This is a genomic window from Hahella sp. CR1 (assembly GCF_029813005.1).
GTDB lineage: Bacteria > Pseudomonadota > Gammaproteobacteria > Pseudomonadales > Oleiphilaceae > Hahella.
Genome location: NZ_JAPELK010000012.1, coordinates 69,418 through 87,581 on the forward strand (window position 1 = coordinate 69,418; position 18,164 = coordinate 87,581).

Annotated in this window: 24 protein-coding genes; 20 read left to right on the forward strand and 4 right to left on the reverse strand. The window is 48.8% G+C overall.

Annotated elements, in window-relative coordinates:
* Nucleotides 1–324 precede the first annotated feature (324 nt).
* The 20 genes from ONV78_RS24615 to moaA all read left to right on the forward strand — a co-directional run bounded on the left by ONV78_RS24615 (nt 325) and on the right by moaA (nt 14,726).
* The gene (locus ONV78_RS24615; protein WP_279507088.1) at nt 325–1,596 is read left to right on the forward strand and encodes an MFS transporter; all 1,272 of its coding nucleotides are present in this window, start codon (nt 325–327) and stop codon (nt 1,594–1,596) included.
* A 170-nt stretch (nt 1,597–1,766) separates the two neighbouring features.
* The gene (locus tag ONV78_RS24620) at nt 1,767–2,363 is read left to right on the forward strand and encodes a hypothetical protein (protein WP_279507089.1); all 597 of its coding nucleotides are present in this window, start codon (nt 1,767–1,769) and stop codon (nt 2,361–2,363) included.
* A 54-nt stretch (nt 2,364–2,417) separates the two neighbouring features.
* Nucleotides 2,418–2,822, forward strand: a complete 405-nt coding sequence (locus ONV78_RS24625) for a hypothetical protein (protein ID WP_279507090.1) — start codon at nt 2,418–2,420, stop codon at nt 2,820–2,822.
* A gap of 92 nt (nt 2,823–2,914) precedes the next feature.
* Nucleotides 2,915–3,337 carry a hypothetical protein gene (locus tag ONV78_RS24630; protein ID WP_279507091.1) on the forward strand — a complete coding sequence of 141 codons (423 nt, stop codon included), beginning with the start codon at nt 2,915–2,917 and terminating at the stop codon, nt 3,335–3,337.
* 8 nt (nt 3,338–3,345) lie between these two features.
* Nucleotides 3,346–3,732, forward strand: coding sequence for a hypothetical protein (locus tag ONV78_RS24635; RefSeq protein WP_279507092.1), 387 nt, complete (start codon nt 3,346–3,348; stop codon nt 3,730–3,732).
* Nucleotides 3,733–3,837: 105 nt separating this feature from the next.
* Nucleotides 3,838–4,158 (forward strand): hypothetical protein, encoded by a 321-nt coding sequence (locus ONV78_RS24640; protein WP_279507093.1) that lies wholly within the window; start codon nt 3,838–3,840, stop codon nt 4,156–4,158.
* A gap of 141 nt (nt 4,159–4,299) precedes the next feature.
* Entirely contained in the window at nt 4,300–4,974 is a 675-nt protein-coding gene (locus ONV78_RS24645; protein WP_279507094.1) for a DUF3027 domain-containing protein, read from the forward strand.
* Nucleotides 4,974–5,222, forward strand: coding sequence for a hypothetical protein (locus ONV78_RS24650; RefSeq protein ID WP_279507095.1), 249 nt, complete (start codon nt 4,974–4,976; stop codon nt 5,220–5,222). Before ONV78_RS24645 ends, ONV78_RS24650 begins: the two co-directional genes overlap by 1 nt.
* Nucleotides 5,223–5,391: 169 nt before the next feature.
* Entirely contained in the window at nt 5,392–5,865 is a 474-nt protein-coding gene (locus ONV78_RS24655) for a hypothetical protein (RefSeq protein ID WP_279507096.1), read from the forward strand.
* Between the two features lie 204 nt (nt 5,866–6,069).
* Nucleotides 6,070–6,381 carry a hypothetical protein gene (locus ONV78_RS24660; RefSeq protein WP_279507097.1) on the forward strand — a complete coding sequence of 104 codons (312 nt, stop codon included), beginning with the start codon at nt 6,070–6,072 and terminating at the stop codon, nt 6,379–6,381.
* A 296-nt stretch (nt 6,382–6,677) separates the two neighbouring features.
* On the forward strand, nt 6,678–7,232 hold the full coding sequence (locus ONV78_RS24665; protein ID WP_279507098.1) for a hypothetical protein: 555 nt from the start codon (nt 6,678–6,680) through the stop codon (nt 7,230–7,232).
* On the forward strand, nt 7,216–7,560 hold the full coding sequence (locus tag ONV78_RS24670) for a hypothetical protein (protein WP_279507099.1): 345 nt from the start codon (nt 7,216–7,218) through the stop codon (nt 7,558–7,560). The genes ONV78_RS24665 and ONV78_RS24670 overlap by 17 nt, the downstream gene beginning before the upstream one ends.
* An 85-nt stretch (nt 7,561–7,645) precedes the next feature.
* Entirely contained in the window at nt 7,646–8,176 is a 531-nt protein-coding gene (locus ONV78_RS24675) for a hypothetical protein (protein ID WP_279507100.1), read from the forward strand.
* 46 nt (nt 8,177–8,222) lie between these two features.
* On the forward strand, nt 8,223–8,618 hold the full coding sequence (locus tag ONV78_RS24680; protein WP_279507101.1) for an Imm7 family immunity protein: 396 nt from the start codon (nt 8,223–8,225) through the stop codon (nt 8,616–8,618).
* A gap of 52 nt (nt 8,619–8,670) precedes the next feature.
* Nucleotides 8,671–9,294 (forward strand): suppressor of fused domain protein, encoded by a 624-nt coding sequence (locus tag ONV78_RS24685; RefSeq protein WP_279507102.1) that lies wholly within the window; start codon nt 8,671–8,673, stop codon nt 9,292–9,294.
* Nucleotides 9,295–9,823: 529 nt separating this feature from the next.
* On the forward strand, nt 9,824–11,290 hold the full coding sequence (locus tag ONV78_RS24690; RefSeq protein WP_279507103.1) for an alanine/glycine:cation symporter family protein: 1,467 nt from the start codon (nt 9,824–9,826) through the stop codon (nt 11,288–11,290).
* A gap of 107 nt (nt 11,291–11,397) precedes the next feature.
* Entirely contained in the window at nt 11,398–12,216 is an 819-nt protein-coding gene (locus tag ONV78_RS24695) for a helix-turn-helix transcriptional regulator (RefSeq protein WP_279507104.1), read from the forward strand.
* A 30-nt stretch (nt 12,217–12,246) separates the two neighbouring features.
* Entirely contained in the window at nt 12,247–13,122 is an 876-nt protein-coding gene (locus ONV78_RS24700) for a hypothetical protein (RefSeq protein ID WP_279507105.1), read from the forward strand.
* A gap of 171 nt (nt 13,123–13,293) precedes the next feature.
* The gene (locus tag ONV78_RS24705; RefSeq protein ID WP_279507106.1) at nt 13,294–13,674 is read left to right on the forward strand and encodes a putative zinc-binding protein; all 381 of its coding nucleotides are present in this window, start codon (nt 13,294–13,296) and stop codon (nt 13,672–13,674) included.
* Complete coding sequence (moaA, locus tag ONV78_RS24710; RefSeq protein WP_347815428.1) at nt 13,671–14,726, forward strand: GTP 3',8-cyclase MoaA; 1,056 nt, start codon at nt 13,671–13,673, stop codon at nt 14,724–14,726. The genes ONV78_RS24705 and moaA overlap by 4 nt, the downstream gene beginning before the upstream one ends.
* Nucleotides 14,727–14,771: 45 nt before the next feature.
* Here moaA and ONV78_RS24715 read toward each other — a convergent pair whose 3' ends face one another.
* The 4 genes from ONV78_RS24715 to ONV78_RS24730 form a co-directional block, all read right to left on the reverse strand.
* On the reverse strand, nt 14,772–15,395 hold the full coding sequence (locus ONV78_RS24715) for a transposase (RefSeq protein ID WP_279507107.1): 624 nt from the start codon (nt 15,393–15,395) through the stop codon (nt 14,772–14,774).
* 59 nt (nt 15,396–15,454) lie between these two features.
* The gene (locus tag ONV78_RS24720) at nt 15,455–16,219 is read right to left on the reverse strand and encodes a hypothetical protein (protein ID WP_279507108.1); all 765 of its coding nucleotides are present in this window, start codon (nt 16,217–16,219) and stop codon (nt 15,455–15,457) included.
* An 84-nt stretch (nt 16,220–16,303) separates the two neighbouring features.
* The gene (locus ONV78_RS24725; protein WP_279507109.1) at nt 16,304–16,732 is read right to left on the reverse strand and encodes a GNAT family N-acetyltransferase; all 429 of its coding nucleotides are present in this window, start codon (nt 16,730–16,732) and stop codon (nt 16,304–16,306) included.
* A gap of 201 nt (nt 16,733–16,933) precedes the next feature.
* Entirely contained in the window at nt 16,934–17,926 is a 993-nt protein-coding gene (locus ONV78_RS24730) for an aldo/keto reductase (protein ID WP_279507110.1), read from the reverse strand.
* Nucleotides 17,927–18,164: the final 238 nt, after the last annotated feature.

Below are 18,164 nucleotides of genomic sequence, written 5' to 3' on the forward strand. Positions count from 1 at the left end.
CATTGGCTTTCGTTAGGGACCATGGATGACTGCAATATTTCACCTGTGCGGTCCAACTGAATTGACCAGTATCAAATTGCTTCAGCGGCCGATTCGGTCGTGGCGAAGGGCGCTACCTCCAAAGAGATAGCGCCCGTGAGAACTTGGATTGCGGTGTCCATGGGGTATGCAGAGAAGACCTACCTATAAGTAGGTAGCCAAACGCCAGCGTAGGGGAAGCCGTGGCTTATTTGGGTAAGAAGGGTCTTCTTGGTGTTTTTAACCAGTATTCTTGCAACAAAGGCCGATTCAACTCGACGCAAACTGCTGCATGGGGAAACGCCAATGCTCTATACCGAAAAACTGGGACAACGCGCGCTCGTCGCGGCGACGCTGGCGTTCGCCGCCAACTTCTCGGTATGGACGCTATATGCGGTGCTGGGGCTGCGTATTCGAGAGCAGCTGGATCTCAGCATTCTCCAGTTCGGATTGTTGTTGGCGGCGCCGATGTTCAGCGGCGCGCTGCTGCGCTTTCCCGCCGGCGTGCTAAGCGAGGTGATGTCCTGTCGTAAGTTGTTTGTCTGGCAGATGGCGTTGCTGCCGCCAGCGCTGTTTTTATTGCCGCTGATATCCAGCTATCAAGGATATCTGCTGGCGGGACTATGGCTGGGTGTCTCCGGCGTATCTTTCACTATCGGCATTCGTTACGTCACCGCCTGGTTTGAAAGTCGCCGTCAGGGCTTCGCCATGGGTGTATTCGGCGCAGGCAACGCCGGCGCGGCGGTGACCCTGGCGCTGGCGCCGGTCATCGAACGGGTGTGGAGCGCGGAGTTTATCGGGCCCGCTTATGGCGTGGGGATGCTGGTTATTCTGGTGCTGTTCTGGGCGCTGGCGCCGGAGGACACCCGCTATATGCAAATCCGGCGGCGGGCGGATCTGGTGTATCATCTACAGCCGCTGAAAGAGCCCCAGGTGTGGCGTTTCAGCCTGTATTATTACTTCGTATTCGGCAGCTTCCTGGCGTTGTTGATGTGGTTACCGCACTACTACGTCAACGCATATGGGCTGTCGTTACAGAACGCCATGCTGTTGACGCTGCTGTTCGTCACCACCTCCAGCATGGTGCGGGCGCTGGGAGGCTGGTTCGCGGACCGATATGGAGGCAGGGCGGTGAACTGGAGCGTGTTCTGGATATGCCTGGTTTGTCTGTTCTTTCTGAGTTATCCGCCCACCAGCATGACCATTCATGGGGTCGATCGTGACGTACAACTGGAAATTCGCGTCAACGTGTGGGTGTTTACTCTACTTATGCTGATTATCGGCGTGGCGCAGGGCTTCGGCCGCGCTTCAGTCTACAAAATCATCCATGACTACTTCCCAGATCATATGGGCAGCGTCGGCGGAACCGTGGCCACACTCGGCGCCGCCGGCGGTTTCACCCTGCCCATCGCCTTCGCCCTGGCGGTGCAAGCGTTAGGCGTCCACTCCGCCAGCTTCATGGTCCTCTACGGCGTACTGGCAGCCTGCATGGTGGCCATGTACGCAGCCATCCGCAATGAACGCAGCCGACGCCGGGTGCGGGAAGCGAGGGAGCATAACTTTTTGTTGGATGATTGAGATTGGAGGGAATTGAACTGCAAATTTGCGGTATTCTTGGAGGGGGAGTGAACGCGTGGATCGCTAGCCCTGCTTGGGATGTCTGGCTGCAGGGAGGTCGGAACTGAGCTTAATAGAATTTGGGACGCCAAACCCAGGCGAGTTTGAGTAGCCTTTTGTAGACAGTCGAGATGAAGAAAAAAGTCTCAATTACAATCATACTTATTTTTGTTTTAAGCTTGCTTCCATGTATCAGCAGAACCTGGAAGTTGGCGTCGGACGCACATGGTCTGGTTATACTTGCCACTCTCAATCCGAATGAAATGACATATAATCCGTATAGCAAAGACGGACTGTTTATTAATCCAGAAATCGCCTTGCTCTTACTGGAAAAATTCGAGTATCCCTACAGAAGGTGCTCGAGCATTTCTGAAATAATAGAAATTTGTAATACCTCTCTAATTACCTGGGTTGGTCGTGCACTGGATATGCATGGACCTGTGCAAACAGAGCGTGGTTATCGCCTGTTGAGCTATTTTATCTCGCGTGGTGAAGACGTTAATAAGCTAACCGATGGTATGGCTCCGGTGCATGAGGCGATTCTCTTTCGTAATGCAAAGTATTTAAAAGTATTACTGGACGCCGGCGCGAGCCTTGATATAAAGATTGAGCGCCCCGGAAGAGAATACGATGGATTTAATGCACTCCAGTATCTTGAATTACTCGAATCAAAGAAAGACACGAAATTTAATGAAATTCGCAAAATTATTCAGCAAGTTAAGGCTTAACAAAGCATCCTTAGGGGAAAGCTGCGCTGCAATTCGACATTGGGCGCGCTGTGTATGAATCTAAAGCAGGTATGTGAAACACTCTTAGACAACGCTGATATGCGTATTGACTTGAGCGCCTTCCCAAAAGTTACCCTGGATATACTGGTCTATGGAACCATGGACGATAAGTATTGGAAGGCTGTTTTTGAATGTGGCCAGGTCGTCTACATGGATGCCGAGCTTGACGATGACTCATCAAGCAATGACTTATTTGTGGTCTTGGAAACCCGTGTAAAAGAAACAACCAAAAGTAAAATAACGCCTTCAGTTCAACATAGAATGAATGATCTACAAGATGACGATCCTGTATGGGAAGTGCATCTGTATGGCGGTATGTCGCTCACACTGATTACGACAAAGTTTGACTGGAAGCTCGTAGAGCTCGCTGAAAGTGAGTACAACTTGGCTTGCGCCTGAAGAGTCGGAGCATGATAGCTTGGGCGAGGCTGTCACCTTATTTTTGCATTATGGCGCTATCTGCAGCGTATCAGTATGGATGATTGCGTCATATGAAAACGGATGAGTTCATCGAAAATAGAATAAGGTGGAGAGCGCGTGAACACGGAATTCCAAAGCAGAGCACTCATTTTTGGGAGGATGTTAAAAGTACACCCCAAATCCATCTGCCCAAAGAGCTTGGTAAGCCGATCCTGATATCTTCCAGTAGCGAAGCTGACTTGATTGTTTTATGCACTCGAGGCGCGGCGGTTAAGAGTAATGGGCAAGAGGCCTCATTTAGTTACGAAAACATCGAAGAGGTTCGCGATGCGCCAATCACAGAAGATGAAGACAAGGCCGACCTTTCTCGGCTAGTCATTAAACTATCCAGCGGCAATGAAATATTTGTATCTCCAGAACCCTACGGTCCTGCATTTTCTATATGGAATATACTGATTATGCTCCAGAGATTGCACTGGCCTGGTGAGACCTAATTGTGATTATGAGTAAAACATCGTTTATCAATGTGGATTTAGAGCTTTCTTCATACGAAAGCCTGTCTTCAGTGGTAGATGAGTTGGCTGATAGGGTGGTCCTGCTTAAAAATAGCTTTGAAGATGATGAGTATTTCCTTTCTTTTGAATGCATATTTAATGGAACCGATGCTAACTCCGTAATCGAGGAATTTCTACGCCTTATCGACCTCCTAAGTCCTTTAGCCAAGGAAAAACTATTAAACTCACACAGAAAAATTTTGGATATAGGCTATGTTAGTGGCGAAGGATGTGTGATCAAGAATGTACTGGCCGGCGCCAACTTGGCAAAAGTGGCAATGTATGGGTTTGATATTTATATCACCGTATACCCACTTGACGAGGCTCATGTATAGGGATATGTATTATATGTTTTTTTTAGCTGATAAATTGCAGAGAGTTTTTTTGGGAAATATGTTGTCCTGTTTGTTTTTGTCATAACGATGATCGGGGCTGGCGCCTTGCGTTATATTGATCAAGCTGCGTTTGGGTATGTGTGTTCAATTCCTGCGGTGCTGACCTATGTTCTATCAGTGACTTTTTTGGTCGGATACTTACCGATGAAATTCGCTAATGAATTTACTCCAAAAGAAAAGAATGTGTCCTTGATTAAGGCTGCAGGAATATGTGTTCTTTTTGTCTTCTCAAGTATTATAAGTGGGGTGTTAGATGGGTTTGTATGGTGGCTGGTATCAGGCGCTAAGGCTTTGACTATATTTTCCGCTTTAAAAATAGGCGCTGCAATTGGTTTTCTGGTTGCGCTAATTTTTATGGGAGGTTAGTTGTATTTGACGTGTGAATACAACGAACCGCTAGCCCGTACAACTCTATGTAGCTAGCTCTTGTAAAATATTGTTAAAAGTTAGCTATTAACAATCCGCTTTGTGAGCAGACCATAAGATATTCTTGGGTTGTAGGAAATCATGGACTTTGAGGCAGAAATACAGAAGTTAATAGGTTTGGAAGTTTCCTTGCCTCGGAAAGGGTATGGGTCGACAATTTTTCTTGAGATTGGGACGTTGTCTTCAGTTAAAACAAGACGGGGACTAAAGGAAAAAGGCGAGGCTTGTATTGCGATTGAATGGGACTGGCGGGTTGAGCGAGAGGGTAGAGTGCTGTTTGGGAGCTCTAACTCCAATGTTGAAGTCGCTCGCGGTATTCAATCTTTAATGCACTGCCGTATAGAGAGCATAGAAATCAGTGGTAATGTACCTGAGCTGGAAGTTGTCTTCTCTGATAAAAGCTGTCTAAGGTCCATGATAATGGTTACCGGTGATCCTGGGTGGTCAATCAGGCTTCTAACTGGAGAGTGGATTTCGTCTATCGATGGCAAGCTAAGTGATGAGAATGCAGTACCATATCTAACAGAGGGAGAAAAAGAGGCTTTTTTAATTGCAGAAGCTGCTGCCGCAAGATGGGGCGTTCCAGAGAGGCAACCGCGTGGCGAGGCTTGTTCGGAGTGTAAGTATTATGCGCCAATAGATGGTAATGGACATCTATTAGATTATGGCGTTTGTGTTAATGGAGGCAGCACATTCGATGGTCGCGTGGTCAACTTTCGCAGTGGTTGTCCCGAGTTTTTTGCTAAAGGTCTTTAATGAGCGATAAAAACGATAAAGGAAAGGAGTTGGCTAAGCAGTTAATAGATGCTGGGCTTAAAGGAGTTACTGAGGATATGCTTGAAAACATGTCAGTAAGGGAGCTTAAGATTCTTCGTGAGAAATTCATAGCGGATCTATTTGGTAATAATCGTACGAATAGTGTTGACTGTCAGTTTGAAATTACTAGGGAAAAAATTAGAAAAATAGAAGAAAAGGCGCTTAAAAGACTTCACGATAATCCCTAATGGCGTAAATGAGATGGGAGTTAATATATGCCTTTTACGGGGGGCTGTTTTAGAAGGCTAAGTATAAGAGAGGAATAGTGGCAGGCAACAGAGGATAAGTTAGGAAAACCTTTTCTATTGGAATATGCGGACCTCTTCTAAATCACGTTGGCGCCTCTCAAGTATTGAGATGTTCAAAAAGATTTATTTTTATCTAATCATGAGTATGCGTAAAGTATATGTGTTTGGTATCGATGAAAAAGTGGATGATACCGACAGATTAATGAATGAGCTGTTTGAAGAAATAGCTAGGGAAATTATACGGAGCGGAGGCGTTGTCGCTGACAGGCAGCCTTTTCCATTGGTGCCTGATTGGTTTATGTGGGTAAAAGCTCTAACTTCGGAAGTGATTATTTGTGGGGCTATATACCGCCTTTCTCCTGGACGGTGGGGGATAGATATTCGAAACTTACCTAAAGAGCTTAAGCAAGGGCAGTCTACACATGGCTGGTTGGAGCCAGGGACTATGAGCCGGGAAATCAGTCCGGAAGTATATGAGTATCTGTCGCCAATAATTGAATCTGTTGTCAAGCGATACGCTAAGTATTGTTTCTGGGTAGACAACAACGAAGATTTTAAGCGTTTTGTGAATGAATATATATAAATAATTTCTCAAAAATATGCGCAATGTGATTGCCCCCAAGGGACGTATATACTCGAAGCAGAAGGAGAAAATCCGTCTGAGGCGAGCAATTCGCTTAATTTTGTGAGTTTCTCTCTAGGCTGATGGTTTAAGGTCAGGCATGGCGCTTTATCTCCGGCTCCCATAATATATTGAAATATAATCTCTTTGAAAAATAAGGTGTAAATGAAAAAACTTATTCTTGTGTTAGTTTGTATTGCTATTTTTGGCTGTACTTCAGATACGGCGAGTTTTACTTCAGAGTATGAACAGTGTAATGATTCTGGTTTTACAAGCTGCTTGGGGGTTGACACTGTCATGTGTGATGCTGAATTTTCAGAAGCAGAGGCATCGTGTAGGATTAAGTTGGAAAAAAGCCCTTTGGTATCGAATATGAATGAATATATGAAAAGAGGCAGTTTGGTTGGTTGCATGTTGCAAAGTGTATCGTTATCTATTAATAAGCAAATGTACGAAATTGCGCAATGTGCGAAGTGATTTACAGCGCTATGCTATAGACTTTGTACTGGTTTTTGTGGTGTGGATTTCATATGTAAAAAATATATGGGTGAATTCTGGATGGTCCTGATATCTGTATTGACTATGAAACACGTGTGCACGGAAAAGGTATAATAACGCCTTCCGTTCGGTCTGGGGTTTTCAGAGAAAAGCATGAGACGGTCTACCCATGACGAAAAAAGGCGCACGGAGCTTGGTGGATTTATCTCTCCATTATTTTAATGAGTCACTAAGCGTCTGTTTGATGGCTTTAGTATCGTATACATTGAAACTTAATGAAAGGCGCTAAAAGACTAATGCCGAAAAGATGGGTATGGGACCCAAAAGAAAATCCTAAGATTGTTGAATTGATAGATAGCAATGATGAGTCTGTAAATTGGTGTGATGCTCTAGATCGCGCAAAAAATTGCTCGATAGGTATTACTCTTGCTGTCTGTGCTTCTCTCTCAATTGTTAAAAGGGTAATTGCGTGTTCGGATGGGTTAGATAGCTTTCCGGGCGACGAATACGCGATTAAAGTACTTGAAGCTTGGATTGATGAACCAACAGAGAAGAATTTTTCCTTAGTTTTTAGCCTATTATATGGAGACGAAGATATTGACCAAGGGGCTCAGAATATTAGTCCATACACTAAAGGGGCGTTAAGGTGCGCAATTTCTCACCCTGATGGTTGTGGTGAGATTACATGGGCTTTGGAATCTTTCTGCGAGGATCTGGTAGGTATTGGATATGACCCAGCTTGGATACGAGAAGTCGGGCTAAGGGGAGTAAAAGCACGCATGAGGCCAATAATTTATCTTGTCCAAAGTCGCAATGAAAGTTGGGTTTGAGTCAAAACCACTAGCTTGGTGGATGAAAAACTTTCATGAGATGTCTCGTGAAATTTGGCTATGGATACCAAGCGAAACTAAAACACTTACGCCAGAAACCATTTGCTATATCGTAGATGAGGATATTGATTTAAGTGTTGAAGAGCAGGATCAACGAGATGTGCTTCTAGAGGAAAGTGGCTTGTCTTGTCTCTTTTGTAAAGATCAGTTGGAAGACATCTTGTTAAATCTAGAGGCGCAGAAAACGGATTGCGCTGATAATGAGTTATATTTTGCGCTGAATTTCTATTGGAAGCGGGATGCTTTTATTAATCTTGATAACGTATAAAAGATCAGCAGAATTGGCGTGATTTTGTGCTGGCCCTAACTTTAATAAAACGATATATGTTGTATAAAAGTAAGTGATTTGAAGTATGGTGGGAGTGTTTGAGTACCGGTTATTTTTCTTCTATTTTGACCTTTTTATACTTGATGAAAACGGCATGTGGAGTAAAGGAAGATATTATTTATGGGAAGAAATCAAGTGCTTTCGGGAGAGGAAAGGAATTGCTGTCTTGACTTTTAGTGATGGAAGAAGTCGCATGTTTCAGTCTCAACGCTTTAAGCAGAAAAATAAAAAATTAACTCTGACTCTATTTGGAAGAAATGAGACTTACGAGCAATTTCAAAGGTTTATTTTTAAAAAAATTAGGGAGAATAACGAGCACCCCGATCTCAAGAGGCTTAGAAAGCTCGTTGCGAGCATCAGTGAGAGAATTGAATTCTCCAATTCTGAACGAGAGCTTTTAGCTTTACGAAGGGACTTAAAGGTGACTGTATCTCAGTTGGCTTCGCTAGAAAGAAGAGAGTTTTTGAAGAATATGGAAAAGTGCCGGACGTCTATTCGTAATGATATTGTATTTCTTCTTTTTTTAGCTTCATTGATTATCTTTAGTCTTGTGTGAATTTATATTATGTTTAAATTGTTAGGAATACTCTGGGAAATTAGAAATGTTCGAATATCACGGTTGGGTTACTGTTTGGGAAGGCGCTTGCGAGGTTGAAGACGATTTAGCTCTTCGCGAGAAAAACTGCCGTGAAATTCAGCTATTGGTTGAAAAATATAGAGATAATATGTCAAGGGTTGAATTCTATCACCAAAATGGTTCGCCCTATGTAAGGTTTGACGGTGATAGAAACCATTATCAAGCATGGGTGCTCGAATTGTTTATACGCATTGGCGAAATTGCCAAAGGCTCGCATGGGCTTTTGTATGTCAGAGATCAAGAAAATCCAGATTACGGCAACGAGTTTCAAGTGTGGCGAATGGCGAAAGGCAAGATTACTAAAATGAAGGATACCCTCTTGTCTCCATGTGATCCTACTATTGAAACGTATGGGGAGTAGCCTTTTAATAGGATGCTGTGCGGATAGTTGAGGTGTATACAATGGAGGGTGTATGAGTTTCCTTGAGGAGTCATGGGAAGAAAGGGAGGAGATTTTGTATAAGGAGATATTTGGGAATATTGGACCAGGGATATACCCGTTGTCTGTAGAGATATTTAATGGGCTGAATGCTAATAGTGTTGATCCACGATGGCTCTCTCATGGAGTTTTTAAGTGTCCGCCAGCACGAGATAGAGATACGTGGGCTTATGTTACCTCGGGAATGTCTAACCCTTGGGAGACAGATAAACGAGAAGAATACTCAGGGCTTGGCGTAGAGTTTCTAATGGAAACGGAAAATGAAGAGCAATGGGCAGTTGAAGTTCTCCAAACACTAATGGGCTATAACCTACTGCTTGCCGCTGGTCGAATGGGGGATTTTCCACCGCTGTACTACGGAGACCGAGTGCCGTTGGTTTTGTCTGAATCAGTTAAAACGATGATGTTTATCCAACCTGTGCACTTTCCCTGCCGCTTTTCCATAAAATCGGGCAATGTCGATTTGATACAGGTTGTCGGTATCACTCCGTCAGAATTGCAGGCCGCTAAGCAGTTATCATCCGAAGAAACCAAAGAAAAGTTAATTAGCAATACAGGCCGTCTGGTTACCTGCAAGGAACGAGAGAGTGTGGCGTAAATCACCTAGCAAACGCAATGTTAGATTGCCTCACTGTAGCGCCTCAACTTTGCAGCAGAGCTTGGCGTGTTAGCTTACTCCATTGACCCCGAAACGCAGCACAACAACCACTCACAAACATACATTTTTCAAAGTTTCACACTTCCATCTCCGCCCTCCAAAGCCCGATAAACAGGGTGTTCCCCGAGTTTTTTAGCGGTTAAACGGCGACATTGGTCGTAGTTATCGCCAAAAAATGGAGGATTTTATCGAGTTGATGCCTATGTAGCATCAACTAGCTTCATTTTGCGCCTGTCAGCGAAATTGCAATAAACACGTATATACAGCAAAATTCCCACCCTGCCTAAAGCCTGTTTTCGTCACTCGATCAGCGACTTGAATTCGGTGTCATTTTCATGGGGAACCCGGACTCGGCGCGCAGGTTGGCTCTGTGTATAAATCTAATGCAGAAATTATAAAACTCAGGTGTTTAACTGGACTATTCATTCAATCTTTCGAGACTCCAATATAAAAATAAAAGAGGGTTGAGATGTTGGATTTCCTGACTCAATTGATATGGGGTAAGGTGCTTGTCGCCGTCCTCATCGCGCTGGGATTATTGCTCACCATTACCTCGCGCTTCGTACAGTTCCGCTATTTCGGTCGGATGTTTCGTCTCGTCCGCCGTTCGATGAAAGAATCTCCCGATCAGATCAACTCATTTCAGGCGTTATCCCTGACGCTCGCCGGTCGAGTGGGGGCGGGCAACATCGCTGGCGTCGCCATTGCTATCGCCTTGGGTGGCCCCGGCGCTGTGTTCTGGATGTGGTTGATTGGTTTGATTGGCATGGGGCTGAGCTTTTTTGAATGCTCTCTGGCGCAGCTGTTCAAGCGCAAAGATTCTGATGGCAGCTTCCGCGGCGGTCCCGCCTATTACATTCATCGTGGTCTGGGTCTTAAATGGCTCGCCGTTCTTTTTTCCGTACTGTTGCTGGTGACGTTCGGTTTTGCCTTTAATGCTTTGCAGGCGCATACCGTCGCGTCCACGCTTAAACATACTTTCGGCATCGCCACGCCGATTACCGGCTCTGTGCTGGTGGTGTTTATCGGGCTGATTATTTTTGGCGGCGTGCGTCGTATCGCCGAGGTGGCGGAAGTGATTGTGCCTATTATGGTGCTGGCGTATTTCGGCATTGGCCTATACGTCATCGGCATAAACTATCATGCGGCGCCAGCGACCTTCCTGCTGATCTTCAAGAGCGCCTTTGCGTTGGAGCCTGCGTTTTCCGGCTTGATTGGCACCGCCATCATGATGGGAGTGAAGCAGGGTATGTTCTCCAACGAGGCGGGTTTGGGCAGCGCGCCTAACGTATCTGCGGCGGCTAAAGTAGGGCACCCGGCGGACCAGGGTATTGTGCAGGCGTTCAGCGTGTTCATGGATACCATGGTGCTGTGCACCTGCACCGCGATGATCATTCTGATGTCCAACTCTCTGGATCTGGGCGGCGTTTTGAACGGTGTTGAGTTGACCCAGTTGGCGCTGGCCAAGCAGATGGGAGAGCTGGGACGTGGACTGATCAGTCTGGCGCTGATGTTGTTCGCTTTCACCTCCATCATTTACAACTACTATCTGGGGGAAAACAGCCTCAGATATCTGAACTCCTCTAATGAGAAAGCTGTCGCCATATACCGTATGTTCACGCTCGGATTGGTGATGTGGGGCGCCCTGCAGAACCTGGCGGCGGTGTTTGCGTTCGCCGACATCACTATGGGCTTGCTGGCGCTGGTGAATCTGGTGGCGTTGTTTATGCTGCTGAAAGTCGGGTTGCGCCTGCTGCGTGACTATGATGAGCAGATTCAATCCGGGGTGAAGAGTCCGGTATTCGATCCAGACAAGTTCGCTGACCTGGATATTGATCATTCCGCCTGGACGCCCTCCACGCGAGACGAGAGCGAAGAGCAGAATGAAGAGCTTTCTGTGTCGCCAAGAGTAGGCGCACCGGTTATTCCCAGCTAAAATTAGCGGTTATATCAATATATTAAGAACCGTTTTGATCGTTTCGCCGGCGTCATGTTGAGATTCATGACGCGGGTGGGCGACAAACGGGAACCGCTAGGAATAACATGACCGAGGACTTCTGCAGCAATCTGAAGTTGCTGTGCAGCCACTATAAATCCACCGCCGAAGTCTGTCGGCGAATGGAGATCCACCGCGCCCAATTCAATAAATATCTGAACGGAACCAGCCAGCCCTCGCGCTTCGTTTTACGTAAAATCTGCGACTTCTTTGGCGTGGAGCCCCATGAGCTGGCTCTGCCGCATGATCGCTTCATGCAATTGGCTCAATCCCGCGTTACCAATGAAAGGCGCGTGAGTCCGTCGGAAAAGCCTTATGCGGAGAAACTGGAGGGTTTACAGAAGCAGTCGGAAGGACGGCTGGATAAGTATCTGGGCTACTACTACGAATACCACTTCTCCATGACCTTTCCGGATCAGATTATTCGCAGCCTGCTGCAGATTGATATGAGCGGGAGCGATTATTACTTCCGTCGCCTGGAGCGCATGCGTCCGCCCAACAAGGAGGAGAAATACAAGTCCCGCTATGAAGGGGCGGCCATGTTTCTCTCCGAGCGCATCTTTCTGGTGGGATACGAAACCCTGACCCACAATGAGATTGCACAGACGATTCTTTATCCAACCTATAAGAGCAGGGTGAGTTACTTGTCTGGCCTGAAGCTGGGAGTCTCCGCCAGCGACAGACGTGAACCGGTGTGCGTGAAGGTCGTGTTGGAATACCTGGGGCGCTCCATTGGCAAACGGGAGGCCTTGCAGAAATGCGGTTTATTCAATCCGGCGACAGACGCTGTGGCGCGACATATCAAAGAGAAAATCGCTGACGCCACCGGGTATCGCGGAGCCAGTTTGTTGGCGACGCCGTTGTAAACAGGTTTAATCATTCGAATTGGGGGAGTTATGACGCAATCCGATCAATTACTGGATGCCTTGCTGGAGGCATATAAAGAAGCGTTCGCTGAGAACTTCAGTGAGAATGTTATTTTGCGCTGGGGTAAAACGGATCGGGAATTGGGGCTGATTCTGCCTGAATTTGACGGCGCTGAGGCGGATGAAGCAATGCAGACGCCAGCCATATTTTCCGCCCGCGGCCTACAGATCATCATTGAAAATGCAGGAACCCTCTACGCCGGCAATCTGACGCCAGTGGATGCTGTAGCGGAATCAGCGGATGACGCCGAGCGCGCCTTCGCGGCTTTGGGACGAAAACTGGGGTTTCCCTGCTTCAGAAAACTGGCGGAAGTCGACGACGAGACCTATTTCTGGATTGGCTACGATGAAGAAAAGCCTTTCCCCGACTCGGACGCGCCCTGGGTGAGTGCGGAGCGCGCGGAGGCCAAGGCGGTTGAATACTGTATTCGTTATCTGGAGGTCTACTTCAATCAGCAGAAGGAAATCTTAAATTCGCACAGCGATAGCAGGTTGACGCACTTCAACTTTTGGATGGGCAGCTTTCCGGGAATCATTCTTAATGAACACTATGACGACGGCTTCACTACCAGCCTGGGGCAACTGCACTCTTCATTTTTGGGCGAATATGAGGAGGTGGAACAGACGGCTATCCTGAACCGCGTATTGCTGACCCTGGAAAATCATCCAGACGTACTGAAGCATGCTGTTGGCGGCTGTCGGTTTGAAATGGCCAATGTCGTCGAAGAATGCCGTCAGTTCGATGAACTCGCCAGACAATATGTCGGACGCCCTATGAATGAATATATGGATGCGGTGGTGAAAATGGCGCAGCAGAACATGGACGATGACGACGAGGACTATTAATCAGGCAGACAAATAGATTCCTTCTATTTGTCGCAACGACAGGGCCTACCAATAAATAGGTACCACCAATGCCCTTGCGGTGCGGCGAGGGCATTTGACGAGGGTCAAGGGATCGCGGGCGGCAAGCCTCCTACAATGAGGCTGTCTGATCACTGACCGAGGTAAGCCGTTTTGAACCGCCGCACCGATCTCCCCCTTATTTACGCCTGCTCCGGCTGCTCCAATGTTGCGCAGTTGGCCAACAATGCCGCTGTGGCGATGGACCGTCGGGGCTTAGCGGAAATGTCCTGTATCTCCGGTGTTGGCGGCGGTGTGAAATCTCTGGTCAAAGTCGCCTGCAGCGGACGTCCGATCATCGCTGTAGACGGCTGTCTGCTCGGCTGCGTCAAGCAATGTCTGAACAACGTGAATGTGACGCCAAAGGTCTATGTGCGTCTGGATGAGCAGGGTTATCGGAAACGCTACGGCGAGGATTGCTCTGAGGGTGATCTGGAGGACGTCGTCGAACAGATTCAGGTCGCCATCGCGCAAGCCGGGCTGGACGCACAATGAACGCCTCCGCTTCTTTCAAAGATCGTCTTCACGTCATGCCTGTGACGGACCAGCTGCAAGACTCCAAGCAGGACGGCTCTGTATTGCAGGACAGGTTTGGGCGGCGATTGCGCTATTTGCGTCTGTCCATCACTGACATCTGTAACTTCCGCTGTAATTACTGTTTGCCGGACGGATACCAATGCAAGACGGAAACGTTGCCGTTGTCTCTTGGCGAGATTCAGACTCTCACTACCGCCTTCGCCGCCTTGGGAACCCGCAAAGTGCGCATCACGGGCGGCGAGCCGGCCATTCGCCGCGACTTGCCGCAGATCATCCACGCCTGTGCAAAGACGGATGGGATTCGCAAAGTCGCCCTGACCACCAATGGCTATAACCTGCGTAAGCAAGTCGATACATGGGCGGACGCCGGATTGAGCGCATTGAACGTCAGCGTGGACAGTTTGGACCCGCAACGGTTTCACGCCATCACCGGCCATGATCGTTTGCATGCGGTGCTCAACGGCGTGGATCGTGCGCTGGAATTAGGGACAATGCAGGTTAAGCTCAACTCTGTGCTGCTGCGGGACTACAATGGCGACCAATTGACGCCGTTTCTTGATTGGGTGAAGGACAAGCCTGTGGCGGTGCGTTTCATTGAACTAATGCAAACGGGCGACAACGCTGTATTCTTTCGCGCCAACCATATATCGGGCGCGGAAATCGCAGAGCGACTGGAGCAACAGGGCTGGTCATTGGTCCCCAAAGACATTGACGCCGGTCCCGCGCAGGAATATCAGCACCCCGATTATCGCGGCCGCATCGGCCTGATCATGCCCTACAGCAAAGACTTCTGCGCCACCTGCAATCGGCTGCGCGTCTCCTCTCAAGGTAAACTCCACCTCTGCCTGTTCGCGGAAGCCGGCGTCAACCTCCGCGATCACCTCCGCAACGGCGACGTAGTAGGAACCGTCGCCGCCATTCGCCGCGCGGTAGAAGGCAAACTGCCGGGCCACTCTCTGCATGAAGGCTTTACCGGCGCGATGTCTCATCTGGCGATGTTGGGTGGGTGAGGGAGCGGACTTATCATCTCTGAAATGTTGAGATGGAGAGCGCTTTCATCTTTGGTTGTCAGCGGGCGGGCCGCCCGCGCTTCCAGGCGCACTGCTCCATTGCCAATCAGACTCATGGTTTACTAGTCCGGCTTTGACCGGGTTGTTGTGAATATAGGAGATAGCGGCATTGAAATGGGACTCATTACGAATATATCTGTCCCAGTATTCGGGTTGCCAAATCGGGAGCGCGGGCGGCTCGCCCGCAGCACGGAGCGCTGAGGCTATTTTTTTAGCGGTATAGGATTTCCACCCATGAACAATGCTCGATAGCGTCATACCGTCAAATATGCGTATCAAGACATGGGTGTGGTTAGGCATGACAACATAAGCGATTAACTCATATCGCTGACTATCGAAGTGACGAAAATTATCGACGATAAGTCTGGCGATTTCCGGGCGCTCCAGCCAACAGCGTCCATATCCCGCATCCAGAGCGTTTTCAAATTCCAATCGCTGCTTTTTCTCTGGTATTTCTCGCAGGCTGGTTATTACCTCTCTGGGCAGTGCATCATTGAGGCGATAGGTGATCATCTGATACTCCGCACCTTCGAAGTGAGGTAAGTAACCTCGGCTGTGTGGATGTATAGATAGAGATGTAGGCCTCTTCATCTTCATATATTCGCGCACGATTGACCCCGGAGCGCCTACGCTTCTGGAGAATATAGGCGGTTGAACGCAAGAAATATCTACTCCGTATATTTCAAAACCAAAACCGGATTGCCAACAATAAAACCACGAAGCATTTCCCTCATTTCTTCATCAAACTCGTCGCGATAGATTTGATCCAGAGTGTCGATCAGTTTTTGTATGGCGTTGTCGTCGAGCGGTTTGGTTTTCAGGAATGCAAGGTAGGAGGCGCCGAGTCCGATCAGTTGGTATCCGAAATGGTCGTCCAGGTGTTTGGCGAGGATGGCGTTTTCGAATGGATTCAGGTCGCTGGTGAAGTAGCCGTTGGGAAAGGCGAAGAGCGTTTCGTGGTTGGCGGTGACTGGGACTTTCAGCAAGTAAGTTTCTGCGTCGAGGATGGATAACGGGTCTGCATTAACGTCTTCGATGTCTTCGGGGGCGTCTTCATTCAGGCTGACGCCTTTGGCGATGACGTCGGCAAGGGTGTGTTCTTTGAGCTTGGCTTCCATGTTGCGTCGGCGAATCGGAAACTCGTCTTTGTGGCTCAGATAGCCTTTGTGCTCACCCTCCTCGAAACATTCCGGCGGGAGTTTGGATAAATCAAAGCCATCCGTATTGTCCAGGTCATGGGACAGCTTTGAATGCATGGATGTGTAGCAGGCTTGTCCGAGGTCATCCAAAGTCAGCAGGAAGCGGTGGTCAGGGTGGCTGGCTGACAATTCACGATACGCAGTGAGCAGTTCTTCGAAGCTGTTGATGTCAGTGACGCGGTAGCGTTCGCACAGGAAGTCTTCGCCAGGGCTATCGATGTATTCCAGATTCATGACGGTCGCCTTTTTATGCTGTGCGCCCACACCAAGGGTGTGAGCGTGGAAAGTCTCAATTGGAAGCAGGGTCAGGGCTACTGCTTACAGTCCCTGATAAATTTCAGGCTTCCAAACCTGCATCAGGATGTCCGGATTCGGCACTTGGGTGAAACCAAACTGGGAGTAGAGACCATGGGCGTCTCGCGTCGCCAGCATCATGCGCCTCAATCCCTGCAGATCGGGGTGGTCCATGACCTGGGTCATCAGGAGTTTGCTCAAGCCTTTGCCGCGGTGGGCGTCCAGTATGAAAACGTCCGCAAGATAAGCAAAAGTGGCTTTGTCGGTGATCAGGCGGGCGAAGCCAACCTGTTTGCCTTCCGGATCAAAAACGCCGAAGCAGAGAGAATTGGCGATGGCTTTGCCCAATAGCTCTTTGGGAATGCCGCTGGCCCAATAACTGGTGGAGATAAAGCTGTGGATGACATCCAAATCCATCTCATCCAGATTCGTACTGATTCTGTAGCCCTGCATGTGCGCTCCTTGAGCCGTATTTTGACTGACATTGATCGTTAAAAATGGGCCAGTGAAATGTATCAGTAGAGGCGCTATTCCGGAAGAAGAGAGTTGGTTGTGTTTAATTTAATCCTCGCAGACTGCTTATGAATAGACGGTAGGGTTGAGTGGCAGGCCCGATAGTTTACTTTGACGAAACTATCGGGCATGGAGCTAAGGTTAGTACCTGGAACCCGCCGTCGAGCCCATGGGCAGTTTTGCGTTGATCAGGTCTACGTCTTCCGCATCCAGTTGCAGGGATGCGGCGGCGAGGTTTTCCTGTAAGCGGCTCAGGCGGCTGCTGCCGGGGATGGGGATGATGTCTTCGCCCTGGCGCAGCAGCCAGGCCAGTGCGATTTGCGCGGCGGTGGCGTTATGGCGCTGGGCGATGGCGGCCAGTACATCCACAAACTTCTTGTTGGCCTCAATGGCTTCGTCGCTGAAACGGGGGTTGTTGCGGCGCCAGTCTTCTTCGCTCAGCGCGTTGCCTGTTGCGATTTTTCCGGTCAGGAAACCTCGTCCGAGAGGACTGTAGGGCACGAGGGCCACGCCTAGTTCCCGACAGGCGGGCAGGGCGTCCGCTTCCGGTTCGCGGCTCCACAACGAATACTCGTTTTGTACGGCAGCGATCGGGTGCACGGCGTGAGCGCGGCGGATTTGCTCTCCGGTCGCTTCACTGATGCCCAGATGACGCACTTTGCCTTCTTTGACGAGTTCCGCCATAGCGCCAAGGGTGTCTTCCAGAGGCGTTTCCGGGTCGATGCGGTGGTAGTAATAGAGATCGATAACATCTACGCCCAATCTGCGCAGGCTGTCTTCGCAGCATTGGCGCACATACTCAGGGCGTCCGTTAATGCCGCGAGCCTGAGTGGCTTCATCCCAGGTGATTCCGAATTTGGTGGCGATGACGGCCTGTTCGCGCACGGGTTTCAATGCGCGGCCCACGAGTGATTCGTTGCGGCCTGCGGCGTAGAAATCTGAGGTGTCGAAGAAGTTCATGCCCATTTCCAGCGCCTGGCGCAGAAAGTGTTCGGATTCCTTTTCATCGTGCGCGCCAGAGCCGTCAAACGGCCGGTAGAAGGCGTTTAGTCCCATACATCCTAATCCCAGGCGGGAAACAAACAGGTTGCTGGAGCCTAACTGGACCTTGCCTAATCGTGATGAATCGTTCATATCTGTCTCCCTGTGCGGTTGTTCACTCATGGATGGGGCGTCGTCGCTAAAGGGCCCGTTTAGCTGACGGCGTATATTCATGCTAGGAGATGGGAGGAGTAAACTGAATGCACGATTCTACGGCGTCCTTGCCTGATTCTGTCGTATGTTGTGATCAACAGGAGCGCAGGCCCTTCGGGCCTGATAGAATTTTCATACCGAATTCAACGATGGCGCATCCCGGAGGATGGCATGGGAG

Excerpts from the sequence above, each read along its gene's own strand:
- ONV78_RS24730 (WP_279507110.1), bottom strand. The coding sequence starts at position 17,926 with ATGAACGATTCATCACGATTAGGCAAGGTCCAGTTAGGCTCCAGCAAC.
- ONV78_RS24680 (WP_279507101.1), top strand. The coding sequence starts at position 8,223 with ATGTTCGAATATCACGGTTGGGTTACTGTTTGGGAAGGCGCTTGCGAG.
- moaA (WP_347815428.1), top strand. The coding sequence starts at position 13,671 with ATGAACGCCTCCGCTTCTTTCAAAGATCGTCTTCACGTCATGCCTGTG.
- ONV78_RS24670 (WP_279507099.1), top strand. The coding sequence starts at position 7,216 with ATGAAAGTTGGGTTTGAGTCAAAACCACTAGCTTGGTGGATGAAAAAC.
- ONV78_RS24695 (WP_279507104.1), top strand. The coding sequence starts at position 11,398 with ATGACCGAGGACTTCTGCAGCAATCTGAAGTTGCTGTGCAGCCACTAT.
- ONV78_RS24685 (WP_279507102.1), top strand. The coding sequence starts at position 8,671 with ATGAGTTTCCTTGAGGAGTCATGGGAAGAAAGGGAGGAGATTTTGTAT.
- ONV78_RS24665 (WP_279507098.1), top strand. The coding sequence starts at position 6,678 with ATGAAAGGCGCTAAAAGACTAATGCCGAAAAGATGGGTATGGGACCCA.
- ONV78_RS24650 (WP_279507095.1), top strand. The coding sequence starts at position 4,974 with ATGAGCGATAAAAACGATAAAGGAAAGGAGTTGGCTAAGCAGTTAATA.
- ONV78_RS24720 (WP_279507108.1), bottom strand. The coding sequence starts at position 16,219 with ATGAATCTGGAATACATCGATAGCCCTGGCGAAGACTTCCTGTGCGAA.
- ONV78_RS24675 (WP_279507100.1), top strand. The coding sequence starts at position 7,646 with ATGGTGGGAGTGTTTGAGTACCGGTTATTTTTCTTCTATTTTGACCTT.
- ONV78_RS24660 (WP_279507097.1), top strand. The coding sequence starts at position 6,070 with ATGAAAAAACTTATTCTTGTGTTAGTTTGTATTGCTATTTTTGGCTGT.
- ONV78_RS24725 (WP_279507109.1), bottom strand. The coding sequence starts at position 16,732 with ATGCAGGGCTACAGAATCAGTACGAATCTGGATGAGATGGATTTGGAT.
- ONV78_RS24635 (WP_279507092.1), top strand. The coding sequence starts at position 3,346 with ATGAGTAAAACATCGTTTATCAATGTGGATTTAGAGCTTTCTTCATAC.
- ONV78_RS24615 (WP_279507088.1), top strand. The coding sequence starts at position 325 with ATGCTCTATACCGAAAAACTGGGACAACGCGCGCTCGTCGCGGCGACG.
- ONV78_RS24655 (WP_279507096.1), top strand. The coding sequence starts at position 5,392 with ATGTTCAAAAAGATTTATTTTTATCTAATCATGAGTATGCGTAAAGTA.
- ONV78_RS24620 (WP_279507089.1), top strand. The coding sequence starts at position 1,767 with ATGAAGAAAAAAGTCTCAATTACAATCATACTTATTTTTGTTTTAAGC.
- ONV78_RS24645 (WP_279507094.1), top strand. The coding sequence starts at position 4,300 with ATGGACTTTGAGGCAGAAATACAGAAGTTAATAGGTTTGGAAGTTTCC.
- ONV78_RS24630 (WP_279507091.1), top strand. The coding sequence starts at position 2,915 with ATGAAAACGGATGAGTTCATCGAAAATAGAATAAGGTGGAGAGCGCGT.
- ONV78_RS24700 (WP_279507105.1), top strand. The coding sequence starts at position 12,247 with ATGACGCAATCCGATCAATTACTGGATGCCTTGCTGGAGGCATATAAA.
- ONV78_RS24690 (WP_279507103.1), top strand. The coding sequence starts at position 9,824 with ATGTTGGATTTCCTGACTCAATTGATATGGGGTAAGGTGCTTGTCGCC.
- ONV78_RS24625 (WP_279507090.1), top strand. The coding sequence starts at position 2,418 with ATGAATCTAAAGCAGGTATGTGAAACACTCTTAGACAACGCTGATATG.